The organism is Pseudomonas sp. 05N36, assembly GCF_056397385.1.
Map to the genome: position 1 here is coordinate 21,040 of NZ_JBFTNH010000020.1, position 23,902 is coordinate 44,941.

Genomic DNA, 23,902 nt, shown 5'->3' on the forward strand with positions numbered 1-23,902 from the left:
GGATGTACATCTATCGCTTGGTCCTGCTCCTGGTAGTGGGGATCTATCTGTTCTCCCCAGCCATCATGGACTGGTGGATCGACGCCACTGGCGCCTGGTATCGCCCGTATCTGCTGTGGCTGATTCTGATCGTCGTGACCTTCATCCTGCAGAGCCAAAAAGATGCCGATGAGCTTTAGCCTGACCCAGATGATCCTGATCAGTGCCGCCTACCTGGCGGTGCTGTTTGGTGTTGCCTGGATCAGTGAACGCGGAATGATCCCGCGAGCGATCATTCGCCACCCGCTGACCTACACCTTGTCATTGGGTGTCTACGCCAGCGCCTGGGCGTTTTATGGCACGGTTGGTTTGGCCTATCAGTACGGCTATGGTTTTCTGTCCAGCTATCTAGGTGTCTCCGGGGCGTTTCTGCTGGCGCCGGTGTTGCTGTACCCGATTCTGAAGATCACCCGCACCTATCAGCTTTCCTCCCTGGCCGACCTGTTTGCGTTTCGTTTCCGCAGCACCTGGGCCGGCGCGCTGACCACCATCTTCATGCTGATCGGTGTGCTGCCGTTGCTTGCATTGCAGATTCAGGCGGTCGCCGACTCGATTGGCATCCTCACCCGTGAGCCGGTGCAGCATCGGGTCGCCTTGAGTTTTTGTGCGCTGATCACCCTGTTCACGATCTTCTTCGGCTCGCGGCATATAGCGACCCGGGAGAAACACGAAGGCCTGGTGTTCGCGATTGCCTTTGAATCGGTGATCAAGCTGATCGCCATTGGTGGCGTTGGTCTCTACGCCTTGTACGGCGTGTTCGATGGCCCGCAACAGCTGGAAGTCTGGTTGCTGCAAAACCAGACCGCCCTCGCCGCCCTGCACACGCCGCTGCAAGAAGGCCCATGGCGCACGCTGCTGCTGGTGTTCTTCGCCTCGGCGATCGTGATGCCGCACATGTACCACATGACGTTCACCGAAAACCTCAACCCGCGCTCGCTGGTGAGTGCGAGCTGGGGCTTGCCGCTGTTCCTCCTGCTGATGAGCCTGGCCGTACCGCTGATTCTCTGGGCCGGCCTCAAACTTGGCGCCACCACCAACCCCGAATACTTCACCCTCGGCGTCGGCATCGCCGCCAACAGCAAGGCCCTGGCACTGCTGGCCTACGTCGGTGGTTTGTCAGCTGCCAGCGGCCTGATCATCGTCACCACCCTGGCACTGTCCGGAATGGCCCTGAACCATCTGGTGCTGCCGCTTTATCAGCCGCCTGCCGAAGGCAACATCTACCGCTGGCTGAAATGGACCCGCCGCGCCTTGATCGTCGCGATCATCATGGCCGGCTATGGTTTCTACCTGCTGCTGGGCGCCGAGCAAGACCTGGCCAACCTGGGCATCGTCGCATTCGTTGCCACCCTGCAGTTCTTGCCCGGCGTACTGTCCGTCCTGTATTGGCCAACCGCCAACCGTCGCGGCTTCATCGCCGGGTTGCTGGCGGGGATTCTGGTCTGGCTGGTGACCATGCTGTTGCCGCTGGTCGGCAACCTGCAAGGCTTCTATATCCCGTTGCTGAACATGATCTACGTGCTCGACGACACCAGCTGGCACATGGCGGCAATCGCGTCGCTGGCGGCCAACGTGCTGATGTTCACGCTGATCTCGCTGTTCACCAACGCCAGCTCCGAAGAAGCCAGCGCCGCCGAAGCCTGCGCCGTGGACAACGTACGCCGCCCGCAACGCCGCGAACTGCACGCCGCCTCACCCCAGGAATTCGCCACCCAACTGGCCAAACCGCTGGGCGCCAAAGCCGCGCAGAAAGAAGTCGAACAGGCGCTGCGCGATCTTTATCTGCCATTCGACGAGCGTCGCCCGTACGCCTTGCGCCGACTGCGTGACCGAATCGAAGCCAACCTCTCCGGCCTGATGGGCCCGAGCGTTGCGCAAGACATGGTCGAAACTTTCCTGCCGTACAAGGCTGGCGGTGAAAACTACGTCACCGAAGACATTCACTTCATCGAAAGCCGTCTTGAGGACTATCACTCGCGCCTCACCGGCCTTGCCGCCGAACTCGATGCCCTGCGCCGCTATCACCGCCAGACCTTGCAAGAATTGCCGATGGGTGTTTGCTCGCTGGCCAAGGATCAGGAAATCCTCATGTGGAACAAGGCCATGGAGGAGTTGACCGGGATCGCCGCGCAGCGCGTGGTCGGTTCACGCCTGGGCACCCTCGGCGAGCCGTGGAAAGAACTGCTGCAAGGCTTCATCAATCTTCCGGACGAACATTTGCACAAACAGCACCTGGCCCTGGACGGCCAGACGCGCTGGCTGAACCTGCACAAAGCGGCGATCGACGAACCGCTCGCGCCCGGTAACAGTGGCCTGGTATTGCTGGTCGAAGACCTGACTGAAACCCAGATGCTCGAAGACAAACTGGTGCACTCCGAACGTTTGGCGAGTATCGGTCGACTGGCGGCCGGCGTGGCCCACGAAATTGGCAACCCGATCACCGGCATCGCGTGCCTGGCGCAGAACCTGCGCGAAGAGCGCGAAGAAGACGGCGAGCTGAAGGAAATCAGCGGGCAAATCCTCGAACAGACCAAGCGCGTGTCACGCATCGTTCAGTCGCTGATGAGCTTCGCCCACGCCGGCAGCCACCAGCACAATGACGAACCGGTCTGCCTGGCCGAGGTGGCTCAGGATGCCATTGGTCTGTTGGCGCTGAACCGCCGCAACTTCGAAGTGCAGTTCTTTAACCTGTGCGATCCCGAGCATTGGGTCGATGGCGATCCGCAACGACTCGCCCAGGTGTTGATCAACCTGCTGTCCAACGCCCGCGATGCATCGCCGGCCGGCAGCGCGGTACGGGTAAAAAGTGAAGCCAACGAACACACGATCGATCTGATCGTGGAAGACGAAGGCAGTGGTATCCCGTCGAGCATCATGGACCGATTGTTCGAACCCTTCTTCACCACCAAGGATCCTGGCGAAGGCACCGGTCTGGGCCTTGCACTGGTCTATTCCATCGTTGAAGAGCATTATGGACAAATCACCATCGACAGCCCGGCTGACACACAAAGCCAACGCGGCACCCGTATCCGGGTGACCTTACCGCGTCATGTCGAAGCGACGTCCGCTGTGAACTGAGACCGTCGAGAGTATCGAATCAATGCCGCACATTTTGATCGTCGAAGACGAAACAATTATCCGCTCCGCCTTGCGCCGCCTGCTGGAACGTAACCAGTACCAGGTCAGCGAAGCCGGTTCAGTGCAGGAAGCACAAGAACGCTTCAGCATTCCCACGTTCGACCTGATTGTCAGTGACCTGCGCCTGCCTGGCGCACCGGGCACCGAACTGATCAAGCTGGGCCAGGGCAAGCCGGTGCTGATCATGACGAGCTACGCCAGCCTGCGCTCGGCAGTCGACTCAATGAAGATGGGCGCGGTGGACTACATCGCCAAGCCTTTCGACCATGACGAGATGCTCCAGGCCGTCGCGCGCATCCTGCGTGACCGGCAATCGGCGCAAAGCTCCGTGGGCGAACCTGCGGTCGGCAAAGCCAGCGGCTCGGCGAAGTCCGCTGTCGATAACAGCAATGGCGAAATCGGCATCATTGGCTCGTGCCCACCGATGCAGGATCTGTACGGCAAAATCCGTAAAGTGGCTCCCACCGATTCCAATGTGCTGATTCAGGGCGAATCAGGCACTGGTAAAGAACTGGTCGCCCGCGCCCTGCACAACCTGTCCAAACGCGCCAAGGCACCGATGATTTCGGTGAACTGCGCGGCCATCCCGGAAAGCCTGATCGAGTCCGAGCTGTTCGGCCACGAGAAAGGCGCGTTTACCGGCGCCAGCGCCGGGCGTGCAGGCCTGGTTGAAGCAGCCGACGGCGGCACCTTGTTCCTTGATGAGATCGGCGAACTGCCACTTGAAGCCCAGGCGCGCCTGCTGCGCGTGCTGCAAGAAGGTGAAATCCGCCGTGTGGGCTCGGTGCAATCGCAGAAGGTCGACGTCCGCCTGATCGCTGCGACTCACCGTGACCTGAAGAGCCTGGCCAAGATCGGCCAGTTCCGTGAAGACTTGTATTACCGTCTCCACGTTATCGCCCTGAAACTGCCGGCCCTGCGTGAGCGTGGCGCGGACGTCAACGAAATCGCCAATGCTTTCCTCGCCCGCCAGAGCGCGCGCGTGAATCGCACCGACCTGAAATTCGCTCCGGACGCCGAACAGGCGATTCGTCATTACTCCTGGCCGGGTAACGTGCGCGAACTGGAAAATGCSGTCGAGCGTGCTGTCATCCTGTGTGAGAGCCCGGAGATTTCCGCCGAGTTGCTGGGCATCGATATCGAGCTCAGCGATCTTGAAGACGACGAGTTCATCGGCCTGGCACCGCAACAGGGCAGCACCGGTAACACCAGCCACGAGCCCACCGAAGACCTGTCACTGGAAGACTACTTCCAGCACTTCGTCCTCGAACACCAGGACCACATGACCGAAACCGAATTGGCTCGCAAACTCGGCGTCAGTCGCAAATGCCTGTGGGAGCGCCGTCAGCGCCTGGGTATCCCGCGGCGCAAGACCGGCGCGACCAGCGAGAGCTGAACGTCACCTGTCGRGTGTGCGAGTAACACATGACAATGTGAAAAAACTGTTACCGCAGCTTTTTCTCGTAACAGAAGCCGGGGCTTACGGTAACGAAGCCCCGGCTTTTTTTGGCCCCGAAAAAAGCGATCCAGGCACCTAACCCCTTGTTTTACTGGGGCTCGCAAAAGTTGGCACGGCACCTGCTATATGTTTGGTACAAGAACAATAACAAGCAATGCACAAGACAATAAAAATAAGACGAATCGACTCACGCACAACAAAAACAAGACGGCGAGAGGCGTAGCTAACTGATTCTTTTGGAGAGGCGTTGTATTTGGGGCTTGCCCCGCAACCAGGCCGAGAACAACAAAAACTGCCCTAAGGCAGAGCCTGAACTGGTTGGATCGCATAGATCATTGCAACACAGCGACCAAAGCAATCCGTTTGCTCTTGGCTCCCGATTGGGAGGGTCATGAAGGAAACCTTCATGACAAGGGCGCGACACAAAAACAAGAAGCCCGAAACCAAAAATAAAAATAGAGCATGCAACTACTTCTTGGGGAGCTTCGGCTCCCCTTGTGGTTTCTGGCGTTTGGCCCTTGTAGCTTGTAGCAGCTGCCGAGCCCGCGAGGCTGCGTTCGGCGGCGTAGCCGTCGTAGAATCTGAGATTGCGCTCTGTCAGGCAGTATGAGGTGTATGCATTTACGACGGCTCCGCCGCCGAACGCTGCCTCGCATGGCTCGACAGCTGCTACAGAGACCTTGCGCAGCTTCCTACACCATCCCCCGACTAAATGCTAGAATCCCGGCCCATCATGCGGTCATTCTTCGTTTTGGCCGAACATTCCTTCAAACAGTGCATCCCATGCTGAAGAAGCTGTTCCAGTCATTCCGTTCTCCCTTGCGTCGTACGCAACACATTCGCAGCACGCCTGAAGTGCTCAACAGCAGCCAACACTCGCTGCAACGGGCTCAGTTCAGCCGTTATGCGGTGAACATCGTCGAACGCCTGCAGAGCGCCGGCTACCAGGCTTACCTGGTCGGTGGCTGTGTGCGCGACATGCTGCTCAACATCACACCCAAGGATTTCGACGTCGCCACCAGCGCCACACCGGAACAGGTTCGCGCCGAGTTTCGTAATGCGCGGATCATCGGGCGCCGATTCAAACTGGTGCACATCCATTTTGGTCGCGAAATCATTGAAGTCGCGACCTTCCGCGCCAATCACCCGCAAAACGACGAAGAGGAAGACAGCAACCAGTCCTCGCGTAACGAAAGCGGGCGCATTCTGCGCGACAACGTTTACGGCACGCTGGAGGAAGACGCGCAACGCCGCGATTTCACCATCAACGCCCTGTATTACGATCCGGTCAGCGAGCGCATTCTCGACTACGCCAACGGCGTACACGACATCCGCAATCACCTGATCCGCCTGATCGGCGACCCGACCCAGCGTTACCAGGAAGACCCGGTGCGGATGCTCCGTGCGGTGCGTTTCGCCGCCAAGCTGGACTTCGGCATCGAGAAACACAGCGCCTTGCCAATCCGCAGCCTGGCACCGATGCTGCGCGAGATCCCGTCGGCGCGCTTGTTCGAAGAAGTGTTGAAGCTGTTCCTTTCGGGTCATGCCGCGGACACCTTCGAGATGCTGGTCGATCTGCAATTGTTCGACCCACTGTTCCCGGCCAGCGCCGAAGCGCTGGAAAACAATCCAACCTATACCCACACCCTGATAAGCGAAGCGCTGATCAACACCGATCTGCGGATCAAGCAGAACAAACCGGTAACGCCGGCGTTCCTGTTCGCCGCCCTGCTCTGGCCAGCCTTGCCGGCCCGCGTACTGCGCTTGCAGGATCGTGGCATGCCACCGATTCCGGCTATGCAGGAAGCCGCTCATGAACTGATCAGCGAGCAATGCCAGCGGATCGCGATTCCAAAGCGCTTCACCATGCCGATCCGCGAGATCTGGGACATGCAGGAGCGCCTGCCACGCCGCAGCGGCAAACGTGCCGACCTGTTGCTGGACAACCCGCGATTCCGTGCCGGTTACGACTTCCTGCTACTGCGTGAAAGCGCTGGCGAACAGACCAATGGCCTGGGCGAATGGTGGACGGACTATCAGGACGGCAACGAAAGCGAACGCCGCGACATGATCCGCGACCTCAGCGGCAAGGACGACGGTGCCAGCGGTGCGCCGCGTAAACGTCGCCGCAGCGGTGGCGCCAAGCGCAAACGTGCCGCTGGCGTACCGAGTGCGTCAGGCGAGTAAATCGATGGAACGCATTTACATTGGCATGGGCAGCAACCTCGCCGCCCCCGTGGAACAATTGCGCAGCGCCGTCGAAGCGCTCGCGCAGTTACCCCAGACAGCGCTGGCGGGAGTTTCATCCTTCTATCAAAGCGACTCCTTGCTGCCGGGCCAGCCGCGATATACCAACGCGGTGGCCGCGCTCGACAGCACGCTGACGCCGCTTGAGCTGCTCGATGCGCTGCAAGCCATCGAAATCGACCAGGGTCGCGAGCGTCATGAACGCTGGGGCCCGCGCACGCTGGATCTGGATATCCTGCTGTTCGGCGATCGACTGATCGACGAGCCCCGCCTCAAAGTCCCCCATTACCACATGCAGGTCCGAGCCTTTGTGCTGTACCCATTGGCCGAACTGGCGCCCGCTGACCTGCAACTGGCCGACGGTCGTCACCTGCGCGACCTGCTCGCTGCATGCCCGTTCGTCGGACTGGAACGCCTCCCTTCTATGTGAGCCTTACACGCTCCGTAGCAGCTGGCGCAGCCTGCGTTCGGCTGCGTAGCAGTCGTAAAATCGGCTATTGCGGTCTTTCAGGTTAACCGTGGATGCTTGTTTTACGACTGCTACGCAGCCGAACGCAGGCTGCGCCAGCTGCTACGGAGTGTGCGTTGAACCTGCTGAATCGCATCAGTAACGCCGGTAACACCAACGGCGTAACATTGCGGTAACACATCCAATTGACTTCCCGAGTTCTCCTCACGACTATAGGCGTCCCGCTGCCGGCAACCCGGCACTACAAGGGCGCAATCCAGGCTTTTAAAGCACGACACAAGACCGTGCGCCTGAGTAAATGAAGAATCACGCGCGTTACTCGCAGTAGTTTTCCAAGCGCCTGAATGAGGATTTCTTACATGCCAGCTATCACCTTGACCACATTGCAGAGCCTCAAGCAAAAGGGTGAAAAAATCACCATGCTGACCTGCTACGACGCTACCTTCGCCCACGCTTGCAATGAGGCGGGTGTTGAAGTGCTGCTGGTGGGCGACTCCCTTGGCATGGTGTTGCAAGGACACGACAGCACCCTGCCGGTGACCAACGCCGAAATGGCTTACCACGTCGCCGCAGTCAAGCGTGGTAACACCGACGCCTTGATCCTCGCTGACCTGCCGTTCATGGCCTATGCCACCATCGAGCAAACGATGACCAACAGTGCCCAGTTGATGCAGGCCGGTGCACACATGATCAAGGTCGAAGGCGCGCTGTGGCTGGCCGAGTCGATTCGTCTGCTGGCCGAACGCGGTATTCCGGTGTGCGCACACATGGGTCTGACGCCACAGTCGGTGAACATTCTCGGCGGCTATAAAGTCCAGGGCCGCAATGAAAACCAGGCCCGGCAGATGCGTGCCGACGCGATTGCCCTGGAACAGGCCGGCGCGGCAATGCTGTTGCTCGAATGCGTACCGAGCGAGCTGGCCCTCGAAATCACTCAAGCGGTGAAGATTCCGGTGATCGGCATCGGCGCCGGCAATGCCACCGACGGCCAGGTACTGGTACTGCACGACATGCTCGGCCTGTCCATCACCGGCCGCGCACCGAAGTTCGTGAAGAACTTCATGGCCGGCAAGGACAGCATTCACGCCGCCCTGAGCGCTTACGTCGCTGAAGTCAAAGCCGCAACCTTCCCTGGCGCCGAACACGGATTCTCTGCATGAACACTGTCAAGACCGTACGTGAACTGCGTGCCGCCGTCGCCCGCGCTCGAGGTGAAGGCAAACGTATCGGCTTCGTACCGACCATGGGCAACCTGCACAGCGGTCACGTCGCATTGGTCACCAAAGCCGCCCAACGAGCGGACTTTGTGGTCGCAAGTATTTTCGTCAACCCGTTGCAATTCGGTGCCGGCGAAGACCTCGACAAGTATCCGCGGACCTTGGCCGCCGACCAGGAGAAACTGCTGCAAGCCGGCTGTCACCTGCTGTTCGCCCCAACCGTCGAGGAAATGTACCCGGATGGCATGGCCGGCCAGACCCGCGTCAGCGTTCCACTGCTTTCTGAAGGCCTGTGTGGCGCCAGCCGCCCCGGGCATTTCGAAGGCGTGGCGACTGTGGTCAGCAAGTTGTTCAACATGGTCCAGCCAGACCTCGCGATCTTCGGTCAGAAGGACTTCCAGCAACTGGCGGTGATTCGCGCGCTGGTGCATGACCTGAACATGCCGATCCAGATCATTGGCGAGCCCACCGTACGAGCGGCCGACGGCCTGGCGCTGTCCTCGCGCAATGGTTTCCTCAGCGAAGAACAGCGGGCCGTCGCGCCCGTGGTGTACCGCACACTGAGCGACATTGCCGAAGCCATCAAACAGGGCGAACGCGACTACCCGGCACTCCTGGCCCGGAAGATCGACCAGCTCGTGGCCGCTGGTCTGCGTCCGGATTACCTGGAAATCCGCCACGCGCTGACCCTGCGTCCAGCGACCGCGGACGACCGTGACCTGGTGATCCTGGCCGCCGCCTTCCTGGGCACGACCCGGTTGATCGACAACCTGCACCTGAACCTCGACACGCCGGCTTAACCACCGCAATCCCCCTGCTCGCGATGACGGTTTAACATTCAACAAAGATGTTGGCCGCCAGACCGCTATCGCGAGCAGGCTCGCTCCCACAATAGATCGGCGTTGTTTTTGTAGATTGCATTCGGTTTCTCACGTCGTATTGCCCACCTCAAAGGCTTCGGGCAAACTGCCGCGGTTCGGATCAGCCCAAGGAAACATTCATGCACGCCATCATGCTCAAGGCCAAGCTGCATCGCGCCGAAGTAACCCACGCAGTGCTCGACTACGAAGGCTCTTGCGCCATCGACGGCGAATGGCTGGACCTGTCCGGGATCCGTGAGTACGAACAGATCCAGATCTACAACGTCGACAACGGCGAACGCTTCACCACTTACGCCATCCGTGGCGAAGAAGGCTCGCGCATGATCTCGGTCAACGGCGCCGCCGCACACAAGGCCAAGGTCGGTGATCGGGTGATCATCTGCGCCTACGCTCATTACAGCGAAGCCGAACTGCACAATTTCAAACCGCGCATGCTCTACATGGCCCCCGGCAACGAGTTGAGCCATACCAGCAATGCCATCCCGGTTCAGGTCGCCTGAGCCCTCCCCCGTACTCCGAACACTGAAAGCCCGCCTGCCTGGCGACCTTGAGTGCCGGTACAAAATAGTACCGGCCACAGGTCAGACAAAGCCAAGACAGATCACACCGCGAGGTTTACTGTAATCGCCCTGCGCTATTAAATCGTTTATTCGCAGTTCAACCGGAGGGTGCCTGTCATCAAACAGGACATTCCGGATTTTTCAATGTCCTAAAGGCAGTCCAAGTAAAAAGGAAACCCGCAGCGATGGCGTACTACCGCACTCCTCATGACGTTACCGCTCTGCCAGCCTGGCAGGCGCTGAATGATCACCGCCAAGCCATGCAGGATTTCAGCATGCGCGAAGCGTTCAATGCCGACCCGCAGCGTTTTACCCAGTTCACACTGAGCAGCTGTGGGCTATTTCTTGATTACTCGAAAAACCTGATCAACACCGAAACCCGCAATCTGCTGGTGGGCCTGGCGAACGAAGTCGGCTTGCAGGACGCGATCAAGGCGTTGTTCAACGGCGAAATCGTCAACGCCTCCGAAGGCCGTCCGGCACTGCATACGGCCCTGCGCCGCCCGGTGGGCGACAAACTGTCGGTCAATGGCGTCAACGTCATGCCTGACGTGCACAAAGTGCTGAACCAGATCACCGAGCTGGTCGGGCGCATCCACGACGGCCTGTGGCGCGGTTACACCGAGAAGCCGATCACTGACGTGGTGAACATCGGTATCGGTGGTTCGTTCCTCGGCCCTGAGCTGGTGTCCGAAGCGCTGTTGTCCTACGCCCAGAAAGGCGTGCGCTGCCATTACCTGGCGAACATCGACGGCAGCGAGTTCCATGAGTTGTCGGCAAAGATTCGTGCCGAAACCACCCTGTTCATCGTTTCCTCGAAATCCTTCAACACCCTCGAAACCCTGAAAAACGCCCAGGCCGCACGCGCCTGGTACCTGGCTCAGGGCGGCTCCGAAGCCGAGCTGTATCGCCACTTCATCGCCGTTTCGAGCAACAACGCTGCGGCCGTGGCCTTCGGTATTCGCGAAGAAAACATCTTCCCGATGTGGGATTGGGTTGGCGGGCGTTACTCGCTGTGGTCGGCCATCGGTTTGCCGATTGCCCTGGCCATCGGCATGTCGAACTTCAAGGAACTGCTGTCCGGCGCCTACACCATGGACCAGCACTTCCAGAGCGCACCGTTCGAACAGAACATGCCGGTACTGCTGGCATTGCTGGGTGTCTGGTATGGCAACTTCTGGGGCGCGCAAAGCCACGCGATCCTGCCGTACGACCACTACCTGCGCAACATCACCAAGCACTTGCAGCAACTGGACATGGAGTCCAACGGCAAGAGCGTGCGCCAGGACGGAACCTCCGTGTCCACCGACACGGGCCCGGTCATCTGGGGCGGAGTCGGCTGCAATGGTCAGCACGCCTATCACCAGTTGCTGCACCAGGGCACCCAGCTGATTCCAGCCGACTTCATCGTGCCGATCGTCAGCTTCAACCCGGTTGCCGACCACCACCAGTGGCTGTACGCCAACTGCCTGTCGCAAAGCCAGGCGCTGATGCTCGGCAAGACCCGCGCCGAGGCGGAAGCCGAGCTGCGTGAAAAAGGCGTGGCCGAAGACCAGGTGCAAAAACTCGCGCCGCACAAGGTGATCCCGGGCAACCGCCCGAGCAACACCCTGGTGGTCGAACGCATCAGCCCGCGTCGTCTGGGCGCGCTGGTGGCGATGTACGAGCACAAGGTGTTCGTGCAGAGCGTGATCTGGGGCATCAACGCCTTCGACCAATGGGGCGTGGAGCTGGGCAAGGAGCTGGGCAAAGGCGTCTACAGCCGCCTGGTCGGCAGCGAAGAAACCCCGGCCGAAGACGCTTCGACCCAGGGCCTGATCAACTACTTCCGCGGTCGTCACCGCGGTTGATCTGAAACGCTCTGCAAAACCTGTGGGAGCGAGCCTGCTCGCGATAGCGGAATTTCAGCCAACGTTTTCGTTGAATGTTAAGCCGTCATCGCGAGCAGGCTCGCTCCCACATTGGTTTCCTGTACGACTTGAACCCGATAGTCACTCGGCGCATCTTTATCACTTGTGCAATACAAGCATAAGGAACCGCCATGTTCGATATCAGCACGTTCCCCAAAGCCGATGCCGTCCGCCAGGCTGCACAACTGAGTCAGGACGACTACCAGCGCCTGTACCGCCAATCCATCGAGCAACCCGACATCTTCTGGGCCGAACAAGCCAAGCGTTTTCTCGATTGGTCGAGCCTTTGGCACAGCGTCCGGAAATCGGATATCAAAACCGGCGCGGCACAATGGTTTGCCGGTGCTCAGCTCAACGTTAGCCATAACTGCATCGACCGCCACCTCGCCCAACGCAGTGAACAGACAGCGATCATCTGGGAAAGTGACGACCCGGTCGACTCGCTGCACATCACCTATCAAAAGCTTCACCATTACGTCTGCCGCCTGGCCAACGTGCTGAAAAGCCGGGGCGTAAAAAAAGGCGACCGGGTGTGCATCTACATGCCAATGATCCCTGAAGCCGCCTACGCGATGCTCGCCTGCGCACGTATTGGCGCCGTGCACTCGGTGGTCTTTGGCGGGTTTTCCCCCGACTCCCTGCGTGACCGGATCCTCGACGCGGACTGCCGTACCGTGATTACCGCCGATGAAGGGGTACGTGGCGGTAAATACGTACCGCTCAAACAGAACGTCGACAAAGCCCTGCTCAGTTGCCCGGCTGTCAGCACCGTCGTGGTGGTCGAACACACTCAGGGCGAAGTCAATTGGGTCGAGGGCCGCGACCTCTGGTATCACCAGGCCCTGCGCGACGTCAGCGACGACTGCCCGCCAGAGCCGATGGGCGCCGAAGACCCGCTGTTCATTCTTTACACCTCCGGCAGCACCGGTAAACCCAAAGGCGTGCTGCACACCACTGGCGGCTATCTGCTGCAAGCGGCGATGACCTTCAAGTACGTGTTTGATTATCGCGACGGCGAAGTCTTCTGGTGCACCGCCGACGTTGGCTGGGTCACCGGCCACAGCTACATCGTCTACGGACCGCTGGCCAATGGCGCGACCACCCTGATCTTCGAAGGCGTGCCAAGCTACCCGAACAGCTCACGGTTCTGGCAAGTCATCGACAAGCATCAGGTGAACATCTTCTACACCGCACCCACCGCCTTGCGTGCCCTGATGCGCGAAGGCCTGGAGCCGTTGAAAGACAGCTCGCGCGCCAGTTTGCGGCTGCTGGGCAGCGTCGGCGAACCGATCAACCCGGAAGCCTGGGACTGGTATTTCAATGCGGTTGGCGAGCAGCGCTGCCCGATCGTCGACACCTGGTGGCAGACCGAAACCGGCGGCATCATGCTCAGCCCGCTGGTCAGCGCACACCGGATCAAACCCGGTTGCGCGACCCAACCGATGTTCGGTGTGCAACCAGTATTGCTCGATGAGCAAGGCAAGGAAATCAGCGGCGCCGGCAGCGGCGTGCTCGCCATAAAATCAAGCTGGCCTGGGCAAATCCGCAGTGTCTATGGCGACCCGCAACGGATGGTCGATACCTATTTCAAACCCTACCCCGGCTATTACTTCACCGGCGACGGCGCACGGCGCGATGAAGACGGCGACTTCTGGATCACCGGGCGTATCGATGATGTGATCAACGTTTCCGGACACCGCATTGGCACCGCCGAAGTCGAAAGCGCGCTGGTACTGCATGACAGCATCGCCGAGGCTGCGGTGGTCGGTTATCCCCACGACCTCAAGGGCCAGGGCATCTACGCCTTTGTCACGCCGATGAACGGCATCGAACCCAGCGACGCATTGAAGAAAGAACTGCTGGCCCATGTCAGCCAGGAAATCGGCAGTTTTGCCAAACCCGATCTGATCCAATGGGCGCCGGCCTTGCCGAAAACCCGTTCGGGCAAGATCATGCGGCGTATCCTGCGCAAGATTGCCTGCAATGAGCTCGACAGCCTCGGCGACACCTCGACCCTGGCCGACCCCAGTGTGGTCGCAGGGCTGATCGACAAGCGTTTGAACCAATGATCTGATCACCCAGGCGCGGCCGCCGGCCGCGCACCTTTTAATGTTGTTGCCACCGAGTTGTCATGGAATTCATCCGCAGCCGTATCGAAACCCAGATCATGAGCCTGTCCGGCCTTTCGCTGGGCAAGCTCGACCTGGAAAACCCCAAGGGCGATCCCGGACTCTTCGGCCCCGACTCGGTGAGCTGGCAAGTGCACGGCGACTTCAGCAGCATGCTCATCGGCGGCATCAGCGCCTTGATGCTGCAAGCCCTGCATCCGCTGGCACTGGCCGGGGTCTGGGACCACTCGAACTTCCGTGAAGACATGCTCGGTCGACTGCGTCGCACTGGGCAGTTCATCTCGGGCACCACCTTCGGTTCGCGTCAGGACGCCGAGTGGCTGATCGAGAAAGTGCGCACCATTCACTTGCAAGTGGTCGGCACCGCACCCGATGGGCGCCCTTATGCCGCCAGCGATCCGGACCTGCTGACCTGGGTGCATGTGGCCGAGGTCAGCAATTTTCTCGCCGCGCATTTGCGCTACCGCAATCCGAATCTTTCGCCCGCCGATCAGGACCGTTACTACGCCGAGATCGCCTTGGTCGCCGAGCGTCTGGGCGCCCGCGATGTTCCGCGCTCACGGCGGGAAATCAGCGAGTACCTTGAACGAGTTCGCCCACAACTGCTGTGCGATGAACGCAGCCGCGAAGTGCTGCGGTTGCTCCTCGCTGCACCGTCACCCAGCCGCCTGGCCAGGCCCTTCGGTGGGCTGATGATGCAAGCGGGCATCGACCTGCTGCCCGACTGGGCCAGTGACATGCTCGGTGTCCATCAGAATCCGCTGCAACGCAAACTGATTCGCGCCAGCGTCAATCGCAGTGCCCCGATGCTGCGCTGGGCGGTGCGCAATGGTTCGGTGCAGCGGGCCAAACGGCGGATGGGAATCCCCAGCTGAATGCGTACTGCTGCCAATCGAACACCAAGTCCTCGCCAAACAATTACCCTGTGGCGAGGGAGCTTGCTCCCGTTGGAGCGCGAAGCCCTCCCAAATCCCCCTGCCGAGTTCTTTCAGACAGAGCACGGTCGAATGTTTTACGGGCGCTGCGCACCCGAGCGGGAGCAAGCTCCCTCGCCACAGGGGATCCATCGATCACAATCCTGTTAAACTCTCGCGCCAAATTCCCCAGCAAGGCGCGTCCATGTCTTCCTTGAATCAGGCGCTGCGCGCCGCCCTCGATCATCGCCAAGACTTGCTCGCCGAGCTGCACCAGCAAGGCACCGACTGCTATCGACTGTTTCATGGCAGCCAGGAAGGTGCCGGCGGCCTGACCATCGACCGTTATGGCCCGCAACTGCTGGTCCAGAGCTTTCACCAGTCGCTGGAACGCGATGACTTGCTCGCGTTGCACGAGGTCATCAATCAACACCTCAACCTCAACACCCTGCTGGTCTATAACGATCGCTCGCGGGGTAACTCGCGCATTGATCGCGAAGACACGGTCTACCGCGCCGAAGAGGCCGCACTTGCCGACATGGTCGGCCACGAGTGGGGCCTGAACTACCGGGTCCGTGGTCGCCACGCCGGGCAAGACCCGCTGCTGTTTCTCGACCTGCGCAACGCCCGCGGCTGGGTGAAGGATCACAGCGCCGGCAAAAGCGTGCTGAACCTGTTCGCCTACACCTGTGGCGTCGGCCTTTGCGCCGCGGCCGGCGGGGCACGCGAGGTGTGCAATCTGGATTTCGCCGAGGGCAACCTGGCCGTCGGTCGCGAGAACGGCCTGCTCAACCCGCAATTGCCGACCATGCAGTTCGTACAGTCCGATTACTTCCCGGCCATCCGCCAACTCGCCGGCCTGCCGATCAGTCAGCGCCGCGGGCAGAAACTGCCCAGTTACCCGCGCCTGGAACAGCGTCAATACGACCTGGTCCTGCTCGATCCTCCAGCCTGGGCCAAGAGTGCATTCGGCACCGTCGACCTGCTGCGCGACTATCAGAGCCTGCTCAAGCCGGCGCTGTTGGCCACCGCGGAGGATGGCGTGCTGATCTGCTGCAACAACCTGGCAAAAGTCAGCATGGACGACTGGCGTGAGCAGGTGCTGCGCTGCGCAGAAAAGGCCGGACGCCCGGTCCGTGACTGGAAAGTGCTGACACCTGGCAGCGACTTTCCGTCGATGGATCAGCAGCCGCCGCTGAAAACCCTGATCCTGCAACTCTGACTTTTTTCGAACAAACCAGACATTTGCGGTTCAAGGTGATTGCTTTGGAACCAGAATCGCATGCCATACTCCAAGGCACTCCCGATTCCGATAGTTGAAGCCGAACATGCCCAAAGGATTGATTCGCGCCATCGGCGCCTTGTTGATTGCCATCGCCCTTTACAGCGTGTTGGGGTTTCTGATTTTACCGGGCATCGCCTTGCGGATCGCCAATCAACAATTGGCCAACTACGCGACGGTGCCGGCGCACATTCAACGGATCGAACTCAATCCTTTCAGTCTCGAACTGACCGTTTGGGGCCTGAACATCGGTGAGCCAGGCAAGGAGCAAATCGCCTTCGAGCGCCTGTACGCCAATCTGCAGATCGACAGCCTCTGGACCCGTGCACTGCACCTGACTGATGTGCAGCTGGACAAGCCGAAAACCGAGATTCTGTTCAACAAGGACGGCAGCCTGAACCTCACGCAACTGTTCAAGTTGCCGGCCAGTGAGCCGACGCCCGCTGACCCGAACGCCAAGCCCTTCCCGTTGCGCATCGACCACATCAACCTGGCCGGTGGTTATGTGCACTTCCAGGACCTGCGCCCGAGTGAGCCGATCGAGTTCCTCTACGACAAACTCGACCTGGAACTGAACAACCTCAGCACCCTGCCCGACGACAACGCCGCCATGACCCTCGTCGCAGCCGGCCCGGCCGGTGGCCGGATCGACTGGACCGGCCACATCAGCCTGGTGCCCATCAGCTCCGAAGGCACACTGAAAGTCACCGACGGCAAAATGAAATCCTGGTGGCCTTACGTGCGTGACGCATTGCCGCTGGTGCTCGAAGACGGAACGCTGAACCTGAGCACCGATTACAAGTTCAACCTGACACAGGGAACCGAACTGCTGCTGAACAACGCCTCGGTCAGCGTTGCACCGTTCGCCATCAAGGCCCCGGATGGCCGGCCACTGGTGCGCCTCGAACGTCTGGACGTCAGCGAGACCACGGTCGATCTGGTCAAACAACAAGTGATCGTCGGCAAGATCCGCAGCCAGAAGCTCGAAACCTGGGCCGCCCGTGAAGCCGATGGCCAACTCGACTGGCAGAAACTCTTCGCCAGCCAACCGGCCAAACCGGCGACAAAACCCGAGTCGACCAAGGCCCCGGCAGCGGCAGACTCGCCGCAACCAAAACCCGATCCAGCGGTGCCGAGCAAGCCCTGGCAAGTGCTGCTCAAGGATGTCGAACTGCGCAACTATCAAGTGCACCTGGCCGACCGTCAGGCCCAGCCGGCAGTGGCACTGGAGCTCGGCCCGCTAAATGTCGACGTGAAGAACTTCGATAGCCTCAATGGCTCGCCGTTCTCCCTCAAGGTCGATACCGGCCTGGGCAAGCAGGGCAAGATTCTCGCGGTCGGCGATGTCAACCTTGCGCCGATCAGCGCCAAGCTCAAGGTCCAGACCAAAGACATCGACTTGCGCATCGCCCAATCCTATATCAACCCGTTCATTCGTCTGGAACTGCGTTCCGGGATGCTCGGCAGCGACCTCGCGGTTGATCTGAAAAGCACCGAGCCACTGGCGTTCAGCGTCACCGGCCGCGCTCAGGTCGATCAACTGCACACCCTCGACACCCTGAAAACCCGCGACTTCCTCAAGTGGCAGCAAGTGGTGGTCGAAGGCCTGAATTACCAGCACGGCGACAGCCTGTCGATCGACAAGATCAACCTGCAACAGCCGTATGTGCGCTTCATGATCAACGATGACCGCACCACCAACATCAATGACCTGCTGATCCCGCAATCGGCCGACAGCGCCAGCACAACCGCCGCCACGAAACCTGCCGCGAGCAAGGACAAGCCACTGGGCATCCACATCGGCGCGATTGCGATCAACGACGGCTCGGCAAACTTCGCCGACTTCAGCCTGACACCGAACTTCGCCACCGCCATTCAACAGCTCAACGGCCAGATCGGCACTATCGACAGCCGCCAGGTCAAACCCGCCGCCGTCGACATCAAGGGCAAAGTCGACCGCTACGCCCCGGTGACCATCAAGGGCAGCGTCACCCCGTTCGACCCGATGTCCGCGCTGGATATCGCCACCAGTTTCAAGCGGGTCGAACTGACCACCCTGACCCCCTACTCCGGCAAGTTTGCCGGCTACCGGATCCGCAAGGGCCGGCTCAATCTCGACCTGCACTACCAGATCGTCAAAGGCCAGTTGAAAGCCGAAAACAAAGTGGTGGTGGAGCAACTGCAATTGGGCGAAAAAGTCGACAGCCCGGACGCCGTGAGCTTGCCGCTGAAGCTGGCCATCGCCTTGCTCAAGGACAGCGATGGAAAAATTTCCATTGACCTGCCGATAACAGGCGATCTGAACAACCCGCAATTCAGCATCATGCCGATCATCTGGCAAACCCTGCGCAACCTGATCGTGCGCGCGGCCGAGGCGCCCTTCAAGCTCATTGGTGGGCTGGTCAACGGCAGTGGGGCCGAGGACCTGGGCAGTGTGTCGTTCGCACCCGGCTCAAGCGAGCTGAGCAAGAACGCCGAGTCGGCGCTCGATACCCTGGCCAAAGCGCTCAAGGAACGTCCGGCCCTGCGCCTGGAAATCGAAGGCACCGCCGCCGAGAAGAGCGATGGGCCCTTGATTGCCGAACAGCGACTGGAACGTGAATACCAGTACAACTACTACAAAATGCTCCAGCGTCGCGGCGAAAAAGTCCCTGCGCAAGCCTCGTTGCTGGACGTCCCGGACAGCGAAAAAGGCCCGCTGCTCGAAGCCATCTACCGTACGCGCCTGAAAACCCAGCCACCGGCCGAATGGACGCAACTGGGCAAAGCAGAGCGCACCGCCAAACTGCGTGAAGGCGTGATCAAGTTCTGGTCTTCAGACACCGCGCTGCTGCGCCAGCTGGGTCAGGATCGCGCCAGTACCATCAAGGACTATCTGGTCGACAAAACCCAGCTCGCCGATGACCGGGTGTATTTCGTTGACGCTAACCTGGGCGAAGCCGAAAGCGATGGCCGAGTCGTCACGCCCATGCACCTGGACGCGGAGTAAGCATGAATAGCCGATTGCTGATCAGCCTGGCACTGGCGTTGTTCGCCAGCCAGGTGCAGGCCCAGACCGATACCTTGCGCTGCGGCAGTCAATTGATCAGCCTCGGCGATCGCACAGGTGAAGTGCTGCACAAATGTGGCGAGCCGGTTGCGCGTGATGCGCTGGGCTACAAACGCAGCGTCAATCGCCGGGAAGAAGTCCCGGTTGAGGAATGGACCTACGGTCCGAACAGCGGCATGTACCAATACCTGCGTTTTGAAGGCAACCGCCTGGTACGGATCACCAGCAAACGCGGTAGCTGAAGTTACGATCCAATGTGCCAATGTGGGAGCGAGCCTGCTCGCGATAGCTGACTAACATTCAACATATAGGTTGGATGATGAGTTGCTATCGCGAGCAGGCTCGCTCCCACATTGGTTCTACAGCGCTCTCAAGATTCCCTTCTCCCGGTTAAGAGGAAAAGCCTTGAGTCTTACTGGGTCATCAGGCCATCAGCCGATACGGCTTTGACGCCTTTGATTTTCTTGGTGATAGCGACGGCCATTTCTTTCTGAGACTGGGTAATGGCTACTTTCGACGATAGAGAAACGACGCCTTTGTTGGTTTCGACTTTGATGTCAGTGCCAGGAATCCCTTTCTCGGTGACCAGATCGCTTTTCACTTTAGTGGTGATCCAGGTATCGGAAGTCGCTTCCTCGGCCTTGGTCATTTCACCGGCAGCCACCACCATCGGCGACTGTGTGGTTTGAGTGGTCTGCGCAAATGCAACGTTGGCCATGGTCAGGGTCAGGGCGGTTGCAGCGGCGGCAGCGATAGCGAACGTCTTCATACGAGTAACTCCTGTTCTTCCAGAAAGTCTGCTGCATGCCTTCTCAGCAGGGTTAGCAGAGACAGTGCGAAGGCTGTGCCAACTTCCCGCAACCCAATAAGTCTATATAAATCAATAAATTACAAAAAAATCAAACCCCTGGAATCATGCAAAATGCATGACCCGGGCATTGTCGACATGCAAGTTGCGGGTTTTATCGATTGACCGCGGGCCCATCGAACAGTGAAAAAAAATGCCTCGCGTCCGTAGAAGCGAGGCATTGATTGACGCGAGATCAGGCGCCAGTGCAACCCTTCGGCGCGTAGTCCTGCAAGGCAGTGGTCGCGCAGGACCAGCCGTTTGTAGCATCACGAGTCAGAGTGATGGTTTTACTCAACACAGGCGCTGGCGCATTCACCAGCGTGCACACAATGGTGCCGGCCCCTGTGGCTGCAGTGCCTGTCACCACCAGAGTGCAATTGCTGGTCGCCGCAGCGCCGCCAGGCCCCACGTTCGCCGTGGTCGGCGCAGTCCCTTGATTGATCACATCCTCATACGGAACCTTCATCGCCGAAATCTCGGCCAGTCCGGCGGTGAGCTTGGCCCGCGCCTGATACTTGGAATACATCGGCAACGCGAACGTCGCCAGAATGCCGATGATCGCCACCACGATCAGCAGCTCGATAAGAGTAAAACCTTTTTGATTATTCATAGAACAGGCTCCATGCATGAGGCGAAATCTCATGTCCTGAACCAGTCACAGCACAGCACGTGCCAAACCCTGCGCCCCCTGTTTACAGGGTGTCAGATCGGTAAAAGTCCGGCGCAGGCCCCGAGGAACCGCACTATCTGACACTTTTTGTCACCTCAAAGGCGCTGGTGTGGTTCCATCCGTTGACTAGGCTATAAGTCTTGAACGGTCTGTGCCTGGTACTCGAATGAATGACATCGCCCTCAGCGGCCTGGCCAAGCAATTGGTGCTGGCCGAACTGCTCACTGACAAAAGCGCGCAACAGGCGTATCAGCAAGCTCAACGCAATCGCGTTTCCCTGGTCAGCTATCTGGTACAGAACAAAATGGTGAGCAGTCGCCAGGTTGCGGAAATTGCCTCCGAGCATTTCGGTGTCGCCTTCCTTGACCTCAACTGTCTCGACAAGGACTCCCAGCCCAAAGACCTGGTCAGCGAAAAGCTGATTCGCCAGCACCACGCCCTGCCGCTCTTGCGGCGCGGCAACAAACTGTTCGTGGGCATTTCCGACCCGAGCAATCAACAGGCGATCAACGACATCCAGTTCAGCACCGGCCTCACCACCGAAGCGATCCTGGTCGAAGACGACAAGCTCAGCGACGCCATCGACAAATTCTTCGACAGCCACAGCACGGGCCTGGAAGACATGGCCGATGTCGATCTCGACGGTCTGGACATCGAAGCCGTCGACGACCAGCGCCAGGACGCCGTCACCGGCCAGGACTCCGACGATGCCCCGGTGGTGCGCTTCGTCAACAAGATGCTGCTGGACGCGATCAAGGGCGGCTCCTCGGACCTGCATTTCGAGCCCTACGAAAAAATCTATCGGGTGCGGGTGCGGACCGACGGCATGCTGCGCGAAGTCGCCAGACCGCCGACTCAATTGGCCAACCGCATCGCTGCCCGTCTCAAGGTGATGGCCAGCCTGGACATTTCGGAACGTCGAAAACCCCAGGACGGGCGGCTCAAGATGCACCTGTCGAAAAACAAATCCATCGATTTCCGGGTCAACACCCTGCCAACGTTGTGGGGCGAAAAAATCGTGATCCGGATTCTCGACCCCTCCAGCGCGCAGATGGGCATTGATGCGCTGGGTTACGAGCCCGACCAGAAAGACCTGTACATGGCAGCGCTCAAGCAACCTCAGGGGCTGATACTGGTGACCGGGCCGACGGGTTCAGGGAAAACCGTGTCGCTGTACACCGGGCTGAATATCCTCAACACTGTCGACATCAACATCTCCACCGCCGAAGACCCGGTGGAAATCAACATGGAAGGCATCAACCAGGTCAACGTCAATCCCAGGCAAGGCCTGGATTTCGCCCAGGCGTTGCGCTCATTTCTGCGCCAGGACCCGGACGTGATCATGGTCGGCGAGATCCGCGACCTGGAAACCGCCGAAATTGCGATCAAGGCTGCGCAAACCGGGCACCTGGTGCTTTCCACCCTGCACACCAACAGTGCCGCTGAAACCCTGACCCGGCTGCACAACATGGGCATCCCGGGGTTCAACATCGCCACGGCCGTGCACCTGATCATTGCCCAGCGCCTGGCTCGCAAGTTGTGCAGCCACTGCAAAAAACCCCTCTCGATTCCCGACGAAACGCTGATCAAGGAAGGCTTCCCACGGGAACGCATCGGCTCCTTCACGATCTACGAACCCGTCGGTTGCGATCACTGCAACAATGGTTACAAAGGACGAGTCGGTATTTATGAAGTGGTGAAAAACACCCCGCAGCTGCAACGGCTGATCATGGCTGAAGGCAACTCTCTGGAAATCGATACGCAGATGCGCAAGGACGGCTTCAACGACCTGCGCACCTCAGGCCTGCTCAAGGCTATGCAGGGCATTACCAGCCTTGAAGAAATCAACCGGGTCACCAAGGATTGAGTCATGGCGGTCAAAGCAATCAAGGTCAGCGTCTACGCCTGGGAAGGTACCGACAGGAAAGGCAGCAAGGTAACCGGCGAGCTGAGCGGTCATAGCCCGGCCGTGATCAAGGCGCAGCTACGCAAACAAGGCATCAACCCGGGCAAAGTACGGAAAAAAACCGCTTCGCTGTTCAACCTCGGCAACCGTATCAAGCCGCTGGACATTGCCCTCTTCACCCGGCAAATGGCGACCATGATGAAAGCCGGTGTGCCCTTGCTTCAGTCGTTCGACATCATCGGTGAAGGCTTCGACAACCCGAACATGCGCAAGCTGGTGGACGAGGTGAAACAGGAAGTCGCCGCCGGCAACAGCTTCGCCACCGCGCTGCGTAAAAAGCCGCGGTACTTCGATGAGCTCTACTGCAACCTGGTCGACGCAGGCGAGCAGGCCGGCGCGCTCGACACGCTGCTGGAGCGGATTGCGACCTACAAGGAAAAAAGCGAAAGCCTCAAGGCCAAGATCAAGAAAGCCATGACCTATCCGCTGGCCGTGATCTTTGTCGCAATCATCGTCACTGGCATTCTGCTGGTCAAAGTGGTCCCGCAGTTTCAGTCGGTGTTTTCCGGATTTGGTGCAGAACTCCCGGCCTTTACCCTGATGGTGATCGGTCTGTCCGAGTTCATGCAGGCGTGGTGGTGGCTGCTGCTCGGCGGCCTGATCGTCGGGTCCCTGAGCTTTCGCCATGCGCTCAAGCGCTCGCAACGCTTTTGCGACTGGCTGGATGCCAAACTGCTGAAAATGCCGATAGTCGGTGCACTGCTCTACAAATCGGCAGTGGCCCGTTTTGCCCGCACACTGTCGACCACTTTCGCCGCGGGTGTGCCCTTGGTCGAAGCCCTGGATTCGGTAGCGGGCGCCACTGGCAACATCGTGTTCAAACGGGCGGTCTTGCGCATCAGGCAAGATGTCTCCACCGGCATGCAATTGAACTTCTCGATGCGCACCAGCGGGGTTTTTCCCAACATGGCGATTCAAATGGCTGCCATTGGCGAGGAGTCCGGTGCACTCGACGATATGCTCGACAAAGTTGCGATCTACTATGAAGCTGAAGTCGACAATATGGTCGACAGCCTGACCAGCCTGTTGGAACCGTTCATCATGGTAGTGCTCGGCGTCATTGTCGGCGGGTTGGTGGTTGCCATGTACCTGCCCATTTTCCAACTCGGCTCGGCGATTTGA

18 protein-coding genes are annotated in these 23,902 nt (G+C 59.5%); 16 read left to right on the forward strand and 2 right to left on the reverse strand.

Annotation, left to right across the window (positions count from 1 at the left end):
• Window positions 1–2: 2 nt before the first annotated feature.
• The 14 genes from AC1DIH_RS22175 (at window position 3) to AC1DIH_RS22240 (ending at window position 19,536) form a co-directional block, all read left to right on the forward strand.
• Window positions 3–179 carry a hypothetical protein gene (locus AC1DIH_RS22175; protein ID WP_003176118.1) on the forward strand — a complete coding sequence of 59 codons (177 nt, stop codon included), beginning with the start codon at window positions 3–5 and terminating at the stop codon, window positions 177–179.
• Entirely contained in the window at window positions 163–3,117 is a 2,955-nt protein-coding gene (locus tag AC1DIH_RS22180) for a sensor histidine kinase (RefSeq protein ID WP_477773304.1), read from the forward strand. The genes AC1DIH_RS22175 and AC1DIH_RS22180 overlap by 17 nt, the downstream gene beginning before the upstream one ends.
• A 22-nt stretch (window positions 3,118–3,139) precedes the next feature.
• Complete coding sequence (locus AC1DIH_RS22185) at window positions 3,140–4,573, forward strand: sigma-54-dependent transcriptional regulator (protein ID WP_054595560.1); 1,434 nt, start codon at window positions 3,140–3,142, stop codon at window positions 4,571–4,573.
• Window positions 4,574–5,419: 846 nt separating this feature from the next.
• Complete coding sequence (locus AC1DIH_RS22190; protein ID WP_477773305.1) at window positions 5,420–6,823, forward strand: polynucleotide adenylyltransferase PcnB; 1,404 nt, start codon at window positions 5,420–5,422, stop codon at window positions 6,821–6,823.
• 4 nt (window positions 6,824–6,827) lie between these two features.
• The gene (folK, locus tag AC1DIH_RS22195) at window positions 6,828–7,313 is read left to right on the forward strand and encodes a 2-amino-4-hydroxy-6-hydroxymethyldihydropteridine diphosphokinase (RefSeq protein ID WP_477773306.1); all 486 of its coding nucleotides are present in this window, start codon (window positions 6,828–6,830) and stop codon (window positions 7,311–7,313) included.
• A 398-nt stretch (window positions 7,314–7,711) separates the two neighbouring features.
• Window positions 7,712–8,512: a 3-methyl-2-oxobutanoate hydroxymethyltransferase gene (gene panB, locus AC1DIH_RS22200; RefSeq protein WP_477773307.1), complete on the forward strand. Its 801-nt coding sequence runs from the start codon at window positions 7,712–7,714 to the stop codon at window positions 8,510–8,512.
• Window positions 8,509–9,369, forward strand: a complete 861-nt coding sequence (gene panC, locus AC1DIH_RS22205) for a pantoate--beta-alanine ligase (RefSeq protein ID WP_477773308.1) — start codon at window positions 8,509–8,511, stop codon at window positions 9,367–9,369. Before panB ends, panC begins: the two co-directional genes overlap by 4 nt.
• A gap of 200 nt (window positions 9,370–9,569) precedes the next feature.
• Complete coding sequence (panD, locus tag AC1DIH_RS22210) at window positions 9,570–9,950, forward strand: aspartate 1-decarboxylase (protein WP_477773309.1); 381 nt, start codon at window positions 9,570–9,572, stop codon at window positions 9,948–9,950.
• 245 nt (window positions 9,951–10,195) lie between these two features.
• Entirely contained in the window at window positions 10,196–11,860 is a 1,665-nt protein-coding gene (pgi, locus tag AC1DIH_RS22215; protein ID WP_477773310.1) for a glucose-6-phosphate isomerase, read from the forward strand.
• Between the two features lie 191 nt (window positions 11,861–12,051).
• Window positions 12,052–13,989 carry an acetate--CoA ligase gene (acs, locus tag AC1DIH_RS22220; protein ID WP_477773311.1) on the forward strand — a complete coding sequence of 646 codons (1,938 nt, stop codon included), beginning with the start codon at window positions 12,052–12,054 and terminating at the stop codon, window positions 13,987–13,989.
• Between the two features lie 62 nt (window positions 13,990–14,051).
• Window positions 14,052–14,924, forward strand: a complete 873-nt coding sequence (locus tag AC1DIH_RS22225; RefSeq protein WP_427532259.1) for an oxygenase MpaB family protein — start codon at window positions 14,052–14,054, stop codon at window positions 14,922–14,924.
• Between the two features lie 244 nt (window positions 14,925–15,168).
• A complete protein-coding gene (locus AC1DIH_RS22230; RefSeq protein WP_477773312.1) occupies window positions 15,169–16,185 on the forward strand; it encodes a class I SAM-dependent rRNA methyltransferase in 1,017 nt (338 codons plus the stop codon).
• 106 nt (window positions 16,186–16,291) lie between these two features.
• A complete protein-coding gene (locus AC1DIH_RS22235; protein ID WP_477773313.1) occupies window positions 16,292–19,234 on the forward strand; it encodes a DUF748 domain-containing protein in 2,943 nt (980 codons plus the stop codon).
• Window positions 19,235–19,236: 2 nt separating this feature from the next.
• The gene (locus AC1DIH_RS22240; RefSeq protein WP_477773314.1) at window positions 19,237–19,536 is read left to right on the forward strand and encodes a DUF2845 domain-containing protein; all 300 of its coding nucleotides are present in this window, start codon (window positions 19,237–19,239) and stop codon (window positions 19,534–19,536) included.
• Between the two features lie 170 nt (window positions 19,537–19,706).
• On the opposite strand, the gene AC1DIH_RS22245 is transcribed toward AC1DIH_RS22240, so the two are convergent.
• Together AC1DIH_RS22245 and AC1DIH_RS22250 are read right to left on the reverse strand one after the other, a co-directional pair.
• Window positions 19,707–20,063, reverse strand: a complete 357-nt coding sequence (locus AC1DIH_RS22245) for a BON domain-containing protein (RefSeq protein ID WP_477773315.1) — start codon at window positions 20,061–20,063, stop codon at window positions 19,707–19,709.
• A gap of 274 nt (window positions 20,064–20,337) precedes the next feature.
• Window positions 20,338–20,754 carry a pilin gene (locus tag AC1DIH_RS22250; protein WP_477769432.1) on the reverse strand — a complete coding sequence of 139 codons (417 nt, stop codon included), beginning with the start codon at window positions 20,752–20,754 and terminating at the stop codon, window positions 20,338–20,340.
• Window positions 20,755–20,980: 226 nt separating this feature from the next.
• On the opposite strand from AC1DIH_RS22250, the gene pilB reads away from it, so the two are divergent.
• Both pilB and AC1DIH_RS22260 read left to right on the forward strand, forming a co-directional pair.
• Entirely contained in the window at window positions 20,981–22,681 is a 1,701-nt protein-coding gene (gene pilB, locus AC1DIH_RS22255) for a type IV-A pilus assembly ATPase PilB (RefSeq protein WP_477773316.1), read from the forward strand.
• 3 nt (window positions 22,682–22,684) lie between these two features.
• Window positions 22,685–23,902 (forward strand): type II secretion system F family protein, encoded by a 1,218-nt coding sequence (locus tag AC1DIH_RS22260; protein WP_477773317.1) that lies wholly within the window; start codon window positions 22,685–22,687, stop codon window positions 23,900–23,902.

Excerpts from the sequence above, each read along its gene's own strand:
- AC1DIH_RS22175 (WP_003176118.1), top strand. The coding sequence starts at position 3 with ATGTACATCTATCGCTTGGTCCTGCTCCTGGTAGTGGGGATCTATCTG.
- AC1DIH_RS22180 (WP_477773304.1), top strand. The coding sequence starts at position 163 with ATGCCGATGAGCTTTAGCCTGACCCAGATGATCCTGATCAGTGCCGCC.
- AC1DIH_RS22190 (WP_477773305.1), top strand. The coding sequence starts at position 5,420 with ATGCTGAAGAAGCTGTTCCAGTCATTCCGTTCTCCCTTGCGTCGTACG.
- folK (WP_477773306.1), top strand. The coding sequence starts at position 6,828 with ATGGAACGCATTTACATTGGCATGGGCAGCAACCTCGCCGCCCCCGTG.
- panB (WP_477773307.1), top strand. The coding sequence starts at position 7,712 with ATGCCAGCTATCACCTTGACCACATTGCAGAGCCTCAAGCAAAAGGGT.
- panC (WP_477773308.1), top strand. The coding sequence starts at position 8,509 with ATGAACACTGTCAAGACCGTACGTGAACTGCGTGCCGCCGTCGCCCGC.
- panD (WP_477773309.1), top strand. The coding sequence starts at position 9,570 with ATGCACGCCATCATGCTCAAGGCCAAGCTGCATCGCGCCGAAGTAACC.
- pgi (WP_477773310.1), top strand. The coding sequence starts at position 10,196 with ATGGCGTACTACCGCACTCCTCATGACGTTACCGCTCTGCCAGCCTGG.
- acs (WP_477773311.1), top strand. The coding sequence starts at position 12,052 with ATGTTCGATATCAGCACGTTCCCCAAAGCCGATGCCGTCCGCCAGGCT.
- AC1DIH_RS22225 (WP_427532259.1), top strand. The coding sequence starts at position 14,052 with ATGGAATTCATCCGCAGCCGTATCGAAACCCAGATCATGAGCCTGTCC.
- AC1DIH_RS22230 (WP_477773312.1), top strand. The coding sequence starts at position 15,169 with ATGTCTTCCTTGAATCAGGCGCTGCGCGCCGCCCTCGATCATCGCCAA.
- AC1DIH_RS22235 (WP_477773313.1), top strand. The coding sequence starts at position 16,292 with ATGCCCAAAGGATTGATTCGCGCCATCGGCGCCTTGTTGATTGCCATC.
- AC1DIH_RS22240 (WP_477773314.1), top strand. The coding sequence starts at position 19,237 with ATGAATAGCCGATTGCTGATCAGCCTGGCACTGGCGTTGTTCGCCAGC.
- AC1DIH_RS22245 (WP_477773315.1), bottom strand. The coding sequence starts at position 20,063 with ATGAAGACGTTCGCTATCGCTGCCGCCGCTGCAACCGCCCTGACCCTG.
- AC1DIH_RS22250 (WP_477769432.1), bottom strand. The coding sequence starts at position 20,754 with ATGAATAATCAAAAAGGTTTTACTCTTATCGAGCTGCTGATCGTGGTG.
- pilB (WP_477773316.1), top strand. The coding sequence starts at position 20,981 with ATGAATGACATCGCCCTCAGCGGCCTGGCCAAGCAATTGGTGCTGGCC.
- AC1DIH_RS22260 (WP_477773317.1), top strand. The coding sequence starts at position 22,685 with ATGGCGGTCAAAGCAATCAAGGTCAGCGTCTACGCCTGGGAAGGTACC.